At 60.5% G+C, this 14,311-nt stretch carries 14 protein-coding genes; 4 read left to right on the top strand and 10 right to left on the bottom strand.

The genetic code is table 11. The features are described 5' to 3' along the window. Position 1 precedes the first annotated feature (1 nt). The gene (locus tag MD273_RS04225) at positions 2-1,645 is read left to right on the top strand and encodes a fatty acid--CoA ligase (protein ID WP_239036522.1); all 1,644 of its coding nucleotides are present in this window, start codon (positions 2-4) and stop codon (positions 1,643-1,645) included. Positions 1,646-1,764: 119 nt separating this feature from the next. On the opposite strand, the gene MD273_RS04220 is transcribed toward MD273_RS04225, so the two are convergent. The 6 genes from MD273_RS04220 to MD273_RS04195 form a co-directional block, all read right to left on the bottom strand. Continuing rightward, positions 1,765-3,201, bottom strand: coding sequence for an alkaline phosphatase PhoX (locus MD273_RS04220; protein WP_239036521.1), 1,437 nt, complete (start codon positions 3,199-3,201; stop codon positions 1,765-1,767). Positions 3,202-3,211: 10 nt separating this feature from the next. Beyond that, a complete protein-coding gene (locus MD273_RS04215; RefSeq protein ID WP_239036520.1) occupies positions 3,212-4,942 on the bottom strand; it encodes an alkaline phosphatase D family protein in 1,731 nt (576 codons plus the stop codon). A 235-nt stretch (positions 4,943-5,177) separates the two neighbouring features. Continuing rightward, the gene (locus MD273_RS04210) at positions 5,178-6,431 is read right to left on the bottom strand and encodes a D-amino acid dehydrogenase (RefSeq protein WP_239036519.1); all 1,254 of its coding nucleotides are present in this window, start codon (positions 6,429-6,431) and stop codon (positions 5,178-5,180) included. A 134-nt stretch (positions 6,432-6,565) separates the two neighbouring features. Continuing rightward, on the bottom strand, positions 6,566-6,919 hold the full coding sequence (locus MD273_RS04205; protein ID WP_239036518.1) for a translation initiation factor Sui1: 354 nt from the start codon (positions 6,917-6,919) through the stop codon (positions 6,566-6,568). Positions 6,920-6,942: 23 nt separating this feature from the next. Next, the gene (locus MD273_RS04200; protein WP_239036517.1) at positions 6,943-7,473 is read right to left on the bottom strand and encodes a DUF4136 domain-containing protein; all 531 of its coding nucleotides are present in this window, start codon (positions 7,471-7,473) and stop codon (positions 6,943-6,945) included. Positions 7,474-7,556: 83 nt separating this feature from the next. Continuing rightward, positions 7,557-8,162 carry an IMPACT family protein gene (locus MD273_RS04195; protein ID WP_239036516.1) on the bottom strand — a complete coding sequence of 202 codons (606 nt, stop codon included), beginning with the start codon at positions 8,160-8,162 and terminating at the stop codon, positions 7,557-7,559. 12 nt (positions 8,163-8,174) lie between these two features. Here MD273_RS04195 and MD273_RS04190 point away from each other — a divergent pair, with 12 nt between their 5' ends. After that, a complete protein-coding gene (locus MD273_RS04190; RefSeq protein ID WP_239036515.1) occupies positions 8,175-8,378 on the top strand; it encodes a hypothetical protein in 204 nt (67 codons plus the stop codon). Here MD273_RS04190 and MD273_RS04185 read toward each other — a convergent pair. After that, positions 8,337-9,644, bottom strand: coding sequence for a sensor histidine kinase (locus MD273_RS04185; RefSeq protein ID WP_239036514.1), 1,308 nt, complete (start codon positions 9,642-9,644; stop codon positions 8,337-8,339). The two genes, MD273_RS04190 and MD273_RS04185, sit on opposite strands and share 42 nt — an antisense overlap. A gap of 8 nt (positions 9,645-9,652) precedes the next feature. Beyond that, positions 9,653-10,339: a response regulator transcription factor gene (locus MD273_RS04180; protein ID WP_239036513.1), complete on the bottom strand. Its 687-nt coding sequence runs from the start codon at positions 10,337-10,339 to the stop codon at positions 9,653-9,655. Between the two features lie 171 nt (positions 10,340-10,510). On the opposite strand from MD273_RS04180, the gene MD273_RS04175 reads away from it, so the two are divergent. Continuing rightward, positions 10,511-11,665, top strand: a complete 1,155-nt coding sequence (locus tag MD273_RS04175) for a GNAT family N-acetyltransferase (RefSeq protein ID WP_239036512.1) — start codon at positions 10,511-10,513, stop codon at positions 11,663-11,665. A 55-nt stretch (positions 11,666-11,720) separates the two neighbouring features. Then, complete coding sequence (locus MD273_RS04170) at positions 11,721-12,386, top strand: hypothetical protein (RefSeq protein WP_239036511.1); 666 nt, start codon at positions 11,721-11,723, stop codon at positions 12,384-12,386. 10 nt (positions 12,387-12,396) lie between these two features. On the opposite strand, the gene MD273_RS04165 is transcribed toward MD273_RS04170, so the two are convergent. Both MD273_RS04165 and MD273_RS04160 read right to left on the bottom strand, forming a co-directional pair. Beyond that, complete coding sequence (locus MD273_RS04165) at positions 12,397-13,734, bottom strand: nicotinate phosphoribosyltransferase (RefSeq protein ID WP_239036510.1); 1,338 nt, start codon at positions 13,732-13,734, stop codon at positions 12,397-12,399. 17 nt (positions 13,735-13,751) lie between these two features. Continuing rightward, entirely contained in the window at positions 13,752-14,300 is a 549-nt protein-coding gene (locus MD273_RS04160; protein WP_239036509.1) for an isochorismatase family protein, read from the bottom strand. Positions 14,301-14,311: the final 11 nt, after the last annotated feature.

Below are 14,311 nucleotides of genomic sequence, written 5' to 3'. Positions count from 1 at the left end.
GATGGCACAGACCCGAATCCTGTCTCCGGCCGAGAACGCCTATCAGTACCCCCTGCTTATCAAACAGCTCCTGCTCTCGGGGCCTCGCTATAATCCGGACCAGGAAATCCATTACGCAAACCGCAGCAAGTACACCTACACCACCCTGGTGGAACGCATTCATCGACTGGCCAACGCGCTGACCGATGCAGGGGTCAAGCCCGGCGATACGGTGGCCGTCATGGACTGGGACACCCCGCGCTATCTGGAGTGTTTCTTTGCCATCCCGATGATTGGCGCGGTCCTGCACACCATCAACGTGCGCCTTTCCCCGGAACAGATTGTCTATACCATGAACCACGCCGAAGACGATGTGGTTCTGGTTCACGACGACTTCCTGCCCATCCTCGAGGGTGTGAAGGACGAGATCGAGACGGTCAAGACCTACATCCAGTTGACCGACTCCGACTCTGCCACCGACACCAGTCTGGATACCGCCGGTGAGTACGAAGCCCTGCTGAGCCGGTCGGCAACCGAGTTCGATTTCCCCGATTTCGATGAGAACAGCGTCGCCACCACCTTCTACACGACCGGTACCACCGGCAATCCGAAGGGCGTGTATTTCAGTCACCGCCAGCTGGTTCTGCATACCCTGGCCATGACCGGCTCCCTGGCCGCCTACGATGAAATGCCGCTGCTGCGTTCGAGCTCCGTCTACATGCCGGTTACCCCGATGTTTCACGTGCACGCCTGGGGTGTGCCCTACGCCGCCACCATGATGGGCATCAAGCAGGTCTACCCAGGCCGCTACGAGCCGGAACTGCTGGTAGACCTGCTCAAGGAGCATAAGGTCACCTTCTCCCACTGTGTTCCCACCATCATGCAGATGATGATGGCCACCGACTCCATCAAGACCGCGGACCTGAGCAACTGGCATGTGCTGATCGGCGGCAGCGCCCTGACCAAGGGCCTGTGCGACGCCGGCGCGAAGCTCGGCATCCGCATGTATACCGGTTACGGCATGTCTGAGACCTGCCCGCTGCTGAGCGCCACCCATCTCAAGCCTGAAGACCTGGAACTGCCGCTGGAGCAGCAGACCGAAAAACGGGTCAAGACCGGTATCGCGGTGCCCATGGTCGAGATCGAAATCGTCGATCCCGACGGCAAGCCGGTCCCCCATGACGGCGAGGCCAAAGGTGAGGTGGTGACCCGCGCACCCTGGCTGACCCAGAGCTACTTCAAGGAACCGCAGAAAGGCGAGGAACTCTGGCATGGCGGCTGGCTGCACACCGGTGATGTCGCCAGCATGGAACCGGACAATACCCTGACCATCAAGGATCGCATCAAGGATGTGATCAAGACCGGAGGCGAATGGCTGTCCTCACTGGACCTGGAAAACCTGATCAGCCAGCACCCGGCCGTGGCCGGCGCGGCTGTGGTCGGAGTGCCCGATGAAAAATGGGGCGAGCGGCCCTATGCACTGGTCACCCTCAAGCCGGGTGAAACCGCCAGCCAGGAAGACATCCAGAAACACCTGCAGCAGTTCGTTGACAGCGGCGACATCAACAAGTGGGCCATTCCGGAGCAGATGGACTTTGTGGATGACATTCCCAAGACCAGCGTTGGCAAGATCAACAAGAAGCTGATTCGGGATCAGTTGAAGTAACTACGGGGATTGACCTGAACTTGGGGTCAGATGAAGGCTTTCATCAGACCCCTTGCTCAAGTCAGACCTCGAGGCGAAATTGGGGTCAGAAGAACGCTTTCTTCTGACCCCGTTTTCACTCACAGCCCCTCAGGCAGGATAAGCTCGTACACCATCCCCAGGCCATTGGTAAACCCACCAAAACCATCCCTGCCCCCACGGTCCGACGTAAAATACATCCTCTGTCCATCCGGCGAGAAGGCGATTCCGGCAATTTCGGAAGCATCCTGCCCCACAATCTGCAGCAAAGGTTTCAGAGTGCCGTCGGGCAGGATCACCACCACCTGCATATCCCCGCCATCCTCTGCCACCAGGATGTCGCCCTGATCGGTCACGAACAGGTTGTCCACACCGGACAGGATGTCATTCGGCGCCACCGCGGTGGCCCGGTCATAGATAACCTCGATGGTCTGGGCCAGGGTATCCAGTGCCCAGATACGGTCGTCACCCTTGGTGGCAAAGTAAACGACGCCGTTAAAGAACCAGACGCCTTCACCGCCATTGAAGAGGGTCGAATCCGGCAACCGGTTTTCATGCTGGGGCTCGTGGGGATTCCGGACATCCAGCCACTCAACCGGCTGGGGTGTATCCAGTGCGGCCCCGACGCCATCTCCGCGAACCGCGAGGACCTGCAGCCTGCCCGACTGCAATGCTGCCCGATCACTGCCTTCCGGCCAGTCGGAGGGGTCCGGTACCCAACGGTAGAACCGCCCGTCCGGCATATCCTCGGTCAGATAGAGCATGCGTGCGCCGGGATCTATGGCAATCGCCTCATGGGAGAAGAACCCCAGGGTCGGTCTGGGAAGCCCCTCCCCCGGTTGGTAGGGATCACACTCCCAGATCTGACCGTTCGGGAATTCCTCGCAGGAAAGCCAGGTTTTCCAGGGCGTCACGCACCCTGCGCAGTTGAATGTCGTGCCACTGAGAATGGTGTAGGAGTCGACCAGGGTACCGTCGGGATCGAAGACCAGAGTCCCTACCTGGGCCAGACCGGGTGTGAACTCCTCGATCACATTCGTCAGCCCCGCCAGTTCGGGATAGGAGAAACCGATACTGCCGACACCGGGAACCTCGCTGTTACTGATATAGATCCAGCCTCCGTTGTCCCTGGGCACAACCCCGGCCCCGTCCGGGAAAATGTGCCAGGGGCGGTTACCGATGCCGCCCGTCTTCGGGCCACTGGCGGCCATGCCCTCCGCTTGGGGCAGCTCACCATTGATGGCCACAACCCGGGTAGCGAAGCCCTCCGGGGTGCGCACACCGTGAACATCGGCATCACGCAACGGTCCGATTTCCGCAAAACGCCCCACCAGCTTCTCCATCTCGTCCGGGCGCGACCCACCACCGGATGCTTCTCCGCCAGCAGGGGGCACGGCAGCTTCAGGGGCGCTGGAAGCGGATCCGCCACACGCGGTCAGCCAGGATGCGGAACCGACCGCTCCGGCAGTGAAGAACAGGGTGCGCAATACATCACGACGTTTCCAGCGGTGTCCCTGCGGGATAATTGAACGGCTCATGAGAACCTCCTCAGCTCACGGCCTGGCGCACAGGCGGATGAAACATCGCGGTGCGAACCGCTCTCGGCTCGGATCGGGGACGATCCTGATAGATGCGGCTGTTACCACTGTCGACACCCACAACCTTGGTCATATCGGGGTCAAGGGTTCCCAGGTCGTCCGCACTGGAGATACTCCGCACGTACAGGAATTCCGCCTGGGTCCGTTCTGTTGTCACATCAACGAGAATGAAACCGGGCGTCTTGAGTTCCACATATTTCATATGCGGATTGGCAAGCTGGACGGCGACCTCGGCCAGGCCGGCAATTTCCTCCGGAAATCCCGGCGAGGTTACCGAAGGTGCTACAAACTCGGCCGCCAGCGGTGGGGCAAGGCTGTTCTCCAGCAGATTGCCGGGGTCCGCGTATATCTCATTGGCCCAGGAGGTATGGATGTCGCCGGTAAAGATAACCGTATTGTCAATTTTGCCCCCCTCGAGGGTATCGAGAATGCGTTTCCTGTCCGCGACGTACCCGTCCCACTGATCCATATTCAGAGACAGCAGCTGGCCGTTGAAGGCCGACACATCGTCTATGCCCAGGGTACGGGCGGCGTCCAGAGTCCGGACAATGTTCAGCTCGGCGAACATGACCTGCTGACCGATCATTCGCCAACTGGCCGTGGAAGTGGCCAGGCCCTCGGTAAGCCAGCTCATCTGCTCTTCACTCATGATTCGGCGCTGGTCATCGAAACGGCCCGGATCCGCCGGCGAGGAAACCTGGAGATCCCGCCCTTCGAGACGGGTATCGAGCATCAACAGATCGATCAGGCCGCCGAACTCGAACTTGCGCCAGACCCTGCCGGTCTCCGTCCCGGATTCGCGGATGGGCAGCCATTCGAAATAGGCCTGTATCGCCGCCTCGCGGCGCTCCGACCAGCCACCTTCGGTCGCCTCATCGTGGTTCTCGGCACCATCACGGTAGCTGTCGTTGGCGGATTCGTGATCATCCCAGATACAGATCATGGGAAACTGTTGATGGACTGACTGCAGATTCGCATCGGTCTTGTACTGGGCGTGGCGCTGCCGATAATCGGAGAGTTCGATGATCTCGTGGGCAGGCAACGGATCGCGCCCCGGGAAATCACCATACTCGCCCGGGCCATACTCGTAGATGTAGTCGCCCAGGTGCAGGATGAAATCGAGATCGGACTGCTCGCTGACCGCCTTGTAGACAGAGAACAGACCATAGGCGTAGTTGGAACAGGACACCACCGCAAACCGGGCCCGCTCCGCCGCCCCGCTGCTGCCCGGAAACGTCCTGGTGCGGCCCACGGGCGATTTCTCACCGCCTACCGAAAACTGGTAGTAGTACCAGGTATCCGGCTGAAGCCCGGCCATATCCACCTTCACGCAAAAGTCCCGGTCCGGCCCGGTGACGGTGTTGGTCTGACCGACGAGGTCCCGCATTTCCCGGTCCCGCGCAATGGTTACCTGCACAGGAACATGGTCTACGTCCCGGGGCAACGTATCCGTAGGAGTGACACGGGTCCAGAGGATGACGCGATCGGCCAGAGGATCCCCCGAGGCGACGCCATGATTGAATGCCACTGCAGGAACCCGGGCGGTATCGCCACCGACTGCACCGGAATCAGCCCCGCTGGTCGGACGGGAAGAACTTGATGAGCTGCCGCCACAGGCGGTCAGCGCAGTGAAAGACGTAGCAGCGAGCCCTTTGACGACCGCACGACGTTGCTTGTCCATTCTGCTCTCCGTTGTTGTCTGGAGCGGCCGACATCAGGACGGCCGGATGTTGTGGGGAGGTCACAGATTGGGAGGAGTTTATTGCCAGTTGGTGACAGTTACCCGGCATTTCGGGCCAGAAGCGGGGAAATGGAGTCAAACATGGGGTCAGAAGAAGGCGTTCTTCTGACCCCTTCTTCAAGCCAGCCCCCGAGGAAGGACCGGGGTCAGATGAAAGCTTTCATCTGACCCCTTTTCACAGACCAGCGAAGGTGAAATCCACCTCCGGCTTCCGGCCGGCGACAATGTCTGCCAGAGCCGCCGCCGAGCCGCAGGAATGGGTCCAGCCCAGGGTGCCATGCCCGGTATTGAGATACAGATTGGCGAAGTGGCTCTTGCCAATGTAAGGCACGTTGGAGGGTGTGGCCGGGCGCAGGCCGGTCCAGAACTCGGCTCGATCCCAGTCGCCCGCCTCCGGCATGACTTCGGCAGTGCGCCGCACGATGGCCCGGCAACGGGTCAGGTTCAGGTTGCGACTGTAGCCACTGAGTTCAGCCGTGCCGGCCACCCTGAGCCGGTCGCCCAGACGGGAGTAAACCAGTTTGTACTCGTCATCGGTGAGGCTGACCTTGAACGCCGCTTCCTCATTCTTGACCGGTACCGTGATGGAATAGCCCTTGGCCGGGTAGATATCCAGGGTGATACCCAGTTGCCGGGCCAGGATCGCACTGTAGCTTCCCAGGCACAGCACATAGCTGTCGGCACGCAGGGTTTCATGGCGCCCCTCGCTGAGCGTCTGGACGCCCAGAACCCGGTCACCGGCCTGGTCAAAACCGAGGACGTCAGTGCCGTAGCGGAACTCGACGCCCGCCTCCTGACACTGCTCTGCCAATGCCCGGGTGAACTTGCATGCATCGCCGGACTCGTCTTCGGAGGTATAAGTGGCGCCGGCGATGCGGTCCTTGATCGGTGCCAGCGCAGGCTCCAGTTCCACAGCCCGGTTGGCATCAATGATCTGACGATCACACCCCAGATCCTGCATGATGCGGGTGGGTTCCAGGGCACCGTCGAATTCTTCCGGATTGGTGTAGAAATGCAGGATGCCCTTTTCCAGCTGGTCGTAGTCAAGCCCCAGTTCAGCCCGCAACGCCTGAAGCTGGCTGCGGCTGTACGTGCCGAGGTTGACCATCTGGCGGATATTGTGGGCCGCCTTGGCGGAAGTACACTCGGTCAGAAACGACAGGGCCCAGCGCCATTGAGCCGGATCCAGACGTGGCCGGAAAAGCAATGGGGCATCGGACTGGAATAGCCACTTCATGACCTTGAGCGGCGCGGAAGGGTTGGCCCAGGGCTCGGCATGGGAGACTGAAATCTGGCCGCCATTGGCGTAACTGGTTTCCAGACCGGCACCGTTTTGCCGATCCACCACCGTGACCCGGTGGCCCTGTTTTTGCAGAAACCAGGCGGTGGTTGTACCTACCACACCTGCACCCAGAACCAGTATGTGCATGCTTGCCTCCGGTCACAGAAATCCCCCAGCTCCGGGCGCGGGGCTGAGGGATTTTGTTTATTGGTCAGAACTCGGCGAACCAGAGTCCAGGTGAGTATTGTAACGTGAGCGAAAAGGGATTGCGTATCAGACAATCAGCCACCGGCTTTTTTGACGGTCCACCCCTTCTCCCGCAGCAGAGGAACAAGCAGGTCACGGTGGTCACCCTGGATTTCGACCACCCCGTCCTTGATGGTGCCGCCAGTGCCACACTTTGCTTTCAGAACCTTGGCGAACGCTTTCAGTTCCTTGTCATCAAGGGGAATGCCGGTAATCAGCGTTACGCCCTTGCCCTTGCGCCCCTTGGTTTCCCGACTGACCCTGACAACACCGTCACCCGCAGGTCGCGCGGGCTTGCCGCAGGTGCACTGATCAACCGGGTTCCGGCATTCAGGACACATTTTCCCCTGTTCCGTGGAATAGACCAGACCTCCAGGCCGATTTTTCATGGTGCCTCCGAAAAATGCTCCGTTTACTCAAGGCCCGGAGGGTACTTCGAAAACATCTCTGAAACCACCTCATCAATCAGCTCACTGCGGGTCTCGGGCGACTGGCTCTCACGAAGGTAGCGGCGACTGGCCGCCCGCCAGACCACCTGATCGGATTCGTTATCCACCAGCTCGACCACCAATTTGCCCTCGTCGATTTCTCGTACGGGGGGCGGAGCCGCCAGCGCCCAACCGAAATGACCGGTGCCAAAGCCGAACCCGAGGCCAACCCCACTCTGTTCCAGGCGCTCTTCCTCGACAATCTGCCAGTTCACCAGCAGGTCGGCCTCCGCCTCGGCCACCCGGCGCATGGCTTTGCGGTTCAGTTCCCGCTCGACAGCCTGGCGCACCCGGTTACCGTCCAACGATACAAACGTGGAGCTACCGGCACTCGAGGCAAACGCCCAGGTGGAGTAATTGCCGAATACCGCCGCGTTATCGTAATCGGTAACGACATTGGCGGCACAGCCAGTCAGCACCAGCCCGGTGAAGAATACAAAAAGAAAACGCATCATGATTAGCTCCTTACACCACGAGTACGGAGTGTGACTAATTTCAGTATACGCCTGCTACACGCAGGCCGATGCTGTTTAGATCCTCATGTTTCCAGAACGTAATCCAGTTTCTGGGCATTACAGAACTGCGTGAACTCTTCCAGTTTGTCCAAAGGCACGGACAGCTCGGCCCGCACCCGGGTTCCATAGTCGATGGCCTCGATACCGGCACCGTGGATCTCACACCAGTGGCGCAGTGGCTGTTCATCGGCAAATGACATGGTGACGCGGACCGGGGCCACGGGTTGCTGGACCACACGCCCGACTGCCGACAACACGCTTTCCGCCGCGCCTGCGTACGCACGTACCAGACCACCGGCACCCAGCTTGATGCCGCCGAAATAACGGATCACCATCACCAGTACGTCGCCCATATCCTTGTGCTGTATCACGTTGAGGATCGGCTTGCCGGCCGTGCCGGAGGGCTCACCATCATCATTCATGGCTGCTTCCGCCGCTGACCCGGGGCGCCCGATCTGGTACGCCCAACAGATGTGACGGGCATCCGGGTGGTCCCGGTGGGCCTGTTCCAGCCATTGATGGACCTCGTCCCGCGAACCGACCGGTGCAACCCGGGCAATAAAACGACTTTTCTTAACTTCCGTTTCCCGCTCGAGGTATCCTGCAGGTATCGGGTAATCTTTATTCATGGAGAAAAACCTGTGACAGACCGAGACGAAGCGAAGGCTCCGGGAACAGCCGGGCCAGCGAAGATCCGTAAAGCCGCCTGCGGTATTCGTTTTGACGAGGATGAGTTGCAGGAGGGCATCGACTTCTCCGGTGCCGCTGCGCTCAAACCCGACGACCCGGAGCCAGAGCCCCGGTCAGCCAACCGAAAAGACAGGAAGCCGGATCGTCACGCTTAATCCCCCCTCCTCACTGTTCCCTGCAGTGATGGTACCATCGTGGGCCGCTACGATGTCGCGGGCGATTGCCAGGCCCAGTCCCCAGCCCTTGCCACCGCGGGATTTGTCGGCCCGGAAAAACGGCTCGAACAGCTGCCCCAGCAGTTCCTCCGGCACCCCCGGCCCCTCGTCCCGGATCTCCAGAACCATTTGCCGGGCGGCGTTTTTCAGGGTCAGGTGAACCGACTTGCCCCGGGGGGTATGATCCAGCGCATTCTGAAGGATATTGTCGACCGCCCGCTGCAACAACCCCGGATCTCCCATGAACCGGAGATTGACCACATCGGGCGCGGCGACGAGTCTGCAGTCCACCTGCTGATGCCGGGCAAAGTCGGCGGCATCCTCCAGAACCCGGTTTACCAACGGCAGCGGCTCCACCGGCAGCCGGTCAATGGCCTCCCCCTGCTCGGTGACCCGGTACAGGGTCAGGATCTGGCTGGTCATGGCCTCCAGACGTTCGTTCTGGCGCAGGATGCTCGCCATGAGCGGCGCATCCGCACCGCTCTCACTGGCCAACTCGATGGCTACACGCTGGCGGGCCAGCGGTGTGCGAAGGTCATGGGAAATGTCCCGGAGGAGCTGGGTCTGCCGATCCAGCAGGTTGCAGAGCTGGTCCGTCATCGCGTTGAAGGCGCTCGCCAGTCGGCCGATTTCGTCCCGCCGCCGGGTAATCTCCTCATCGACCCGAAGCGAATTCTTACCCTCAGAAATGGCCTTGGCGGTGGTTTCCATATGCTTGAGCGGTCGCGAGACCAGGCGCGCGATCCACCAGCAAGCCAGTGTGATCAGCACGGACGCCAGACCGAACTCTATGAACTTGAAGAAACCGGGCTCAAGCCACCCCCCTCCACTGAGCCGGGGCCAGGCAACGAGGCGATAGTCCTCGGTTACATCAATAACCGCCGGTTTCTGGGGATTCCAGCTCGAGCGCATGCGCTCCCGGATCGGTTCCGGCAGGCGATCGTCCTCGTCGTCCCGTTCGACCAGTATCAGGTGTAAATCCAGGCGCTCCCCCTGGCTTCGCAGGAAACGCCAGGCATCCCCCCGCCCCTTCTGCTCCCGAACGTCGATCGCCTCCATGCCCAAGTCCCGGAGGCCCACCTGCCGTTCAATGGCCTGGCGTTCCCGATCCAGGAGAAAGCGTGTGGCGAGGTTGCTGGCAACGACCGTGACCGCCATGGCCAGCCAGATGGACAGAAAGATCCGCCAGAACAGCGGAAACATCATGGGCTTCTTCACACCGGCACCCGGTAGCTGTAACCAAGTCCGCGCACCGTCTCGATCCGGGGCGGATCATCATTGCCCAGCTTTTTGCGAAGATTGCTGATGTGCATGTCGAGCGTTCGGTCATAAGCCTCGAGGCGTCGCCCCAGTGCCCATTGCATAAGGTCGGTCTTGCGCACCACGCTGCCGGCATGGGCCAGCAGGACCTGGAGAACCTCGTATTCGGTGGCGGTCAGATCCAGTGGCTGATCATTCTGGAAGATTCGACGGTGGGCAGGCTCGACCCGAAGATCGCCATACTCACGCTTGCCGTTGACCTCAGCCTTCTGGTCCCAGGCGATCCGCCGGAGCAAGGCCTGCAGGCGTGCCACCAGCTCTCTCGGATTGCAGGGCTTGGGAATGTAGTCATCCGCCCCGACCTCGAAACCGACAATGCGATCAGTCTCGTCACCCCGGGCGGTGAGCAACACCACCGGCAGATGGGTCTGGGCACGCAACTCCCGCAGCACATCGAGCCCGCTGATATCAGGCAACATGATATCCAGAACCACGATATCGCAATCCTGGCCGGTCGCCAGAGCAAGGCCATCGCGGCCATTGGCGGCCTCACGCACCGAAAAGCCCTGGCTGGACAAATACCTGGCAAGCAGCTCCCTCAGCTCCTCGTCATCTTCAACCAGCAACACCCTGTTCTGCATTCGCATACCTCCCACTGGACTGACCGAAGTCTAACACGGTGTCCACACCGCACTGATTTGCAGACAGTTCTTTTGCACAACCTTTACAGACCGACAACGCGCCGGCGGGAGTGATCATTCGACCGGTTCTGACGTATGGTATCGGGTACGCATCAACAATGAATCCGAGCCATGGACAAAACCCTGACCCTGCAGACCTGTACAAGCATCACCGACATTCCCCGGGATGACTGGGAGCGCCTGGCAGGTTGCAGCAATCCATTCCTGCGCTACGAATTCTTCCGGAGTCTCGAGGAATCCGGCTGCACCACCGCGGAAACGGGATGGCAACCCAGCCATCTTCTGTTCCGTCAGGACAGCGACATCGTCGGTGTTGCCCCCGCCTACCTCAAAAGTCATTCCATGGGTGAGTATGTGTTTGACTGGGCCTGGGCGGACGCCTATCAGCGCCATGGTCTCGAGTACTACCCGAAGTTATTGATTGCTTTGCCTTTTACTCCTTCGCGGGGGCCGCGCCTGCTGCTGGAGGATAATCTCAGAGCCAACCTGTCGGGCAGCACCATGGCCCGGTTGCTGGACGGACTGATCGGTCACCTGGGTGCCCACTCCTGGCACCTGCTGTTTCCCGATGAACGGGATCAGGCCTTACTCGGTCATCCGGGACAACTGCACCGCATCGGTTGCCAGTTTCACTGGCACAACCGGGACTACAGAAGCTTCGAGGACTTCCTCGCCGAGCTCACGTCCCGCAAACGCAAATCCATTCGCAGGGAACGGCGCGCAGTCGCCGAACAAGACATCGTCTTCGAGCGATTCTCAGGAACGGATATTCCCGACCACGTGCTAAACGCCTTCCATGTCTTCTACCAGGCCACCTACCTCAAACGTGGACAGCGCCCCTACCTGAACAAAACCTTCTTTACCCTGCTGCGAGAGCGCCTGCCGGAACACCTGCATGTCATCATGGCAGTCCGGGACGGCCAGATGATTGCCGGCGCGCTGTTCCTCAGTGGCGCGGACACTCTGTACGGCCGTTACTGGGGCTGCCTGGAGGAGTACAACCACCTGCATTTCGAAACCTGCTACTACCGGGGCATCGAACTTGCGATCGAACTGGGACTCCAGCACTTTGATGCCGGTGCCCAGGGGGAGCACAAGCTGGTGCGGGGGTTCGAACCGACTATCACCCACTCCTGGCATGGCGTTGCCCATCCGGGTTTCCGGGCAGCCATCCGGGAATTCACGGAAGACGAGGCGACCCAGGTGCGGGCCTATTACCGGGAGGCGCAAACCCTGCTGCCCTATCGCCAACAGGATGCGAATTAGCTTCTATACTGTTGGGAATCAAACCGACTTTCGGGTCTGAACGGGATGCACTGCCATGCTTAGCGAGTTCCTGCCTGAAACTCTCCTCTCGCAATCCAGCCTGATGCTTGCGGCTCTGGCAGCCCTTGTCGTTGCGGCAATTGCGGTGTTCCACTCCGGCCGAACCCGACGCATTTACCAGGAAAGGCTGGAGCTGCTGGAAGAAAAAACCTCCACGCTCTGGCGGGAAGTGGATGAGCTGAGGGTCACGGGAATTGGCAGCGAGCCGCCAGTGCTGACAGAACGCCCCGAGGGTCAGAACAGCGATGCTCGCTACCGGACCGAAAAAACCGCCTACGATAAACTATGGCCCCAGGTCTGGCAGCTGTATGATCGCGTGGGTGCATTCCTGCGGGCCGTGGAAGCCGGAGATCCTCCCGGTGATCTTCGGCTCGATGCCCGGAACGCCGCCCTGGACGCCCGTGCCCGACTTAACCACAACCGCCCTTTCTGCTCCGATAACGCCGAACACCTGATCACCCAGCTGATTGATGTAGAGATCAAGGCCCACCTGACGGCCTGCCAGTACCTGGATGACCTCAAGGAGGCCGGCGGACATCCGTCCGACCATGACCGGCGCTTGATGAGGGACAAATGCAGCGCCCTTCATGACCACGAGGCACGGGAGCTTATGACTCAGCTGGTTCAGGTCATACGCAAACGGACTCTGAACAACGGATAAAACACGCCCCCTATACTGAAACCCGTGCCAGGGTTTGCGCCTGAAGCTGTTTCAGTTCGTCACTGATAATCACCGGGAGAGGATCGCACGATGCAATCTCCAGCAGGCGTTCCGGGAGGGCTTTCAACAGGATACCGGCCTGCCGGACCTGCTCGTCGAGCGGCGGAACGGCACCCTCCACCACCGAGCCATGCTCCATGACCAGATCCAGGAGAGGTTGACCATCCAGCTGCTCGTGACTGAGCGCCACGGTATCGCCACTGGCTCGGCCACTACTGTCGATCTGGCGGAAAACCTGCTTTGCACCGGGATAAGACACCTTGCCGGAGGAGCTTTTCATTTTCGGTTCACCGGCGTATTGCGTAAGTTTGTAGGCCAGCTCCAGAGACGGTGAATCCACCGCAACTCCAATCGAGGTGCCAACGCCGAAGGCATCAATCGGTGCGCCCTCTTCCAGCAACCGGGCTATGCCATACTCATCCAGTCCGCCGCTGGCAACAATCTTGATATCCGGGTAGCCGGCATCATCCAGAATCTTCCGACAGTCTTTCGCTTCCGCGCCCAGGTCACCGGAATCCAGCCGGATCGCCCCGACCCGGGCATCGGGATCACGGGCGAGCCACGCCACAATGCGACGGACAGCCCGCCGGCTGTCGTAAGTGTCCACCAGCAGCGTTGTCCCCGGATACAGCGTGGCGTAGACCTTGAACGCCTCCAACTCCTTCGGATAGGCCTGCACAAAGCTGTGGGCCATGGTTCCGGTCACTTCCAGGCCGAAATCCAGCCCCCCGACAACGTTGCTGGTCGCTGACAGCCCGGCCAGTCGATAGGCACGGACACTCCGGTGCCCGGCGTCCACTCCGTGCATCCGGCGTAATCCGAAGTCCGCCACCGAGCGACCGCGCGCCGCCAGCGCCACCCGCACGGCCTTGGATGCCAGTACCGACTCCAGGTGTACATAGTTCATCACGAGGCTTTCGAGCAGTTGCGCCTCGGCTATGGGCGCCTCGATCTCCAGGAGGGGTTCCTGGGGGAACACCGGTGTGCCCTCAGGTACTGCACGCACCGAGCCACTGAAGCGGAACCCCCTCAACCATGCCAGGAATTCCTCCTGGAACCGGTTGAGCTCTCGCAAGCGCGAAATATGTTCGTCGGTAAACCGGAGGTTCGCCAACATCTCGCAGATATTTCGCTGGCCACAGGCAAGGACAAAATTCCGGTGGGCGGGCATATCCCGGAAAAACAGGCTGAAGACCGCCCGCTCCTGCATACCCTCGGACCAGTAGGCCTGGGCCATGGCCAACTCGTAGAGATCAACCAGCAGCGGCAGATCCTGTTCCCGAATCAATGACGGGCCTCCTGATCTCATGAAATGCTTGCGCCGGCTGCCCGAAGCTCGTCCAGCACCTCCGGCGCGTTCTGCGGGTCGACGGCCTTGCAGCCGTCGGTGACCAGCTCCACACCGAAGCCATGCTTCAGGGCGTCCAGCGCCGTCGCCCGCACACACACATCCAGGGCCAGGCCTGCTATCCGGAGCGTTCCTATATCGTGGCGCTTGAGGAAACTTTCGAGCTGGGTGCCATCGAAGGCTGAGTAGGCATCGGTATCAAACCCCACACCCTTGCTGACCCGAACAGCCGTGTCCGGAAGCGCCATGTCCGGATGGAAGGCTGCGCCCCGGGAATCCTGAATGCAGTGGGGCGGCCAGGGGCCGCCCCGGGCCTCAAAACTGCAGTGATCAACCGTATGCCAGTCCCGGCTGGCGATGATCAACTGATGACTGCGCTCGGCCTCCGAGATCATGCGGTTAACGACCGGAATAATCGCACTGGCCCCTTTGACCGCCAGCGATCCCCCTTCACAGAAATCATTCTGGATATCCACCAATAACAACGCCGGGTTCCCGGTGGTCATATCGCTAACCT

This window comes from Marinobacter sp. C7, assembly GCF_022343555.1.
In the GTDB taxonomy this organism is placed as follows: Bacteria; Pseudomonadota; Gammaproteobacteria; order Pseudomonadales; family Oleiphilaceae; genus Marinobacter.
The sequence above is the reverse complement of the archived record's forward strand: the minus strand, read 5'-3'. Positions and strand labels throughout refer to the sequence as shown.

What these genes read in the sequence shown, in the direction of transcription:
- MD273_RS04225 (WP_239036522.1), top strand. Translation starts at nt 2, where the DNA reads ATGGCACAGACCCGAATCCTGTCTCCGGCCGAGAACGCCTATCAGTAC.
- MD273_RS04220 (WP_239036521.1), bottom strand. Translation starts at nt 3,201, where the DNA reads ATGAGCCGTTCAATTATCCCGCAGGGACACCGCTGGAAACGTCGTGAT.
- MD273_RS04215 (WP_239036520.1), bottom strand. Translation starts at nt 4,942, where the DNA reads ATGGACAAGCAACGTCGTGCGGTCGTCAAAGGGCTCGCTGCTACGTCT.
- MD273_RS04210 (WP_239036519.1), bottom strand. Translation starts at nt 6,431, where the DNA reads ATGCACATACTGGTTCTGGGTGCAGGTGTGGTAGGTACAACCACCGCC.
- MD273_RS04205 (WP_239036518.1), bottom strand. Translation starts at nt 6,919, where the DNA reads ATGAAAAATCGGCCTGGAGGTCTGGTCTATTCCACGGAACAGGGGAAA.
- MD273_RS04200 (WP_239036517.1), bottom strand. Translation starts at nt 7,473, where the DNA reads ATGATGCGTTTTCTTTTTGTATTCTTCACCGGGCTGGTGCTGACTGGC.
- MD273_RS04195 (WP_239036516.1), bottom strand. Translation starts at nt 8,162, where the DNA reads ATGAATAAAGATTACCCGATACCTGCAGGATACCTCGAGCGGGAAACG.
- MD273_RS04185 (WP_239036514.1), bottom strand. Translation starts at nt 9,644, where the DNA reads ATGATGTTTCCGCTGTTCTGGCGGATCTTTCTGTCCATCTGGCTGGCC.
- MD273_RS04180 (WP_239036513.1), bottom strand. Translation starts at nt 10,339, where the DNA reads ATGCAGAACAGGGTGTTGCTGGTTGAAGATGACGAGGAGCTGAGGGAG.
- MD273_RS04175 (WP_239036512.1), top strand. Translation starts at nt 10,511, where the DNA reads ATGGACAAAACCCTGACCCTGCAGACCTGTACAAGCATCACCGACATT.
- MD273_RS04170 (WP_239036511.1), top strand. Translation starts at nt 11,721, where the DNA reads ATGCTTAGCGAGTTCCTGCCTGAAACTCTCCTCTCGCAATCCAGCCTG.
- MD273_RS04160 (WP_239036509.1), bottom strand. Translation starts at nt 14,300, where the DNA reads ATGACCACCGGGAACCCGGCGTTGTTATTGGTGGATATCCAGAATGAT.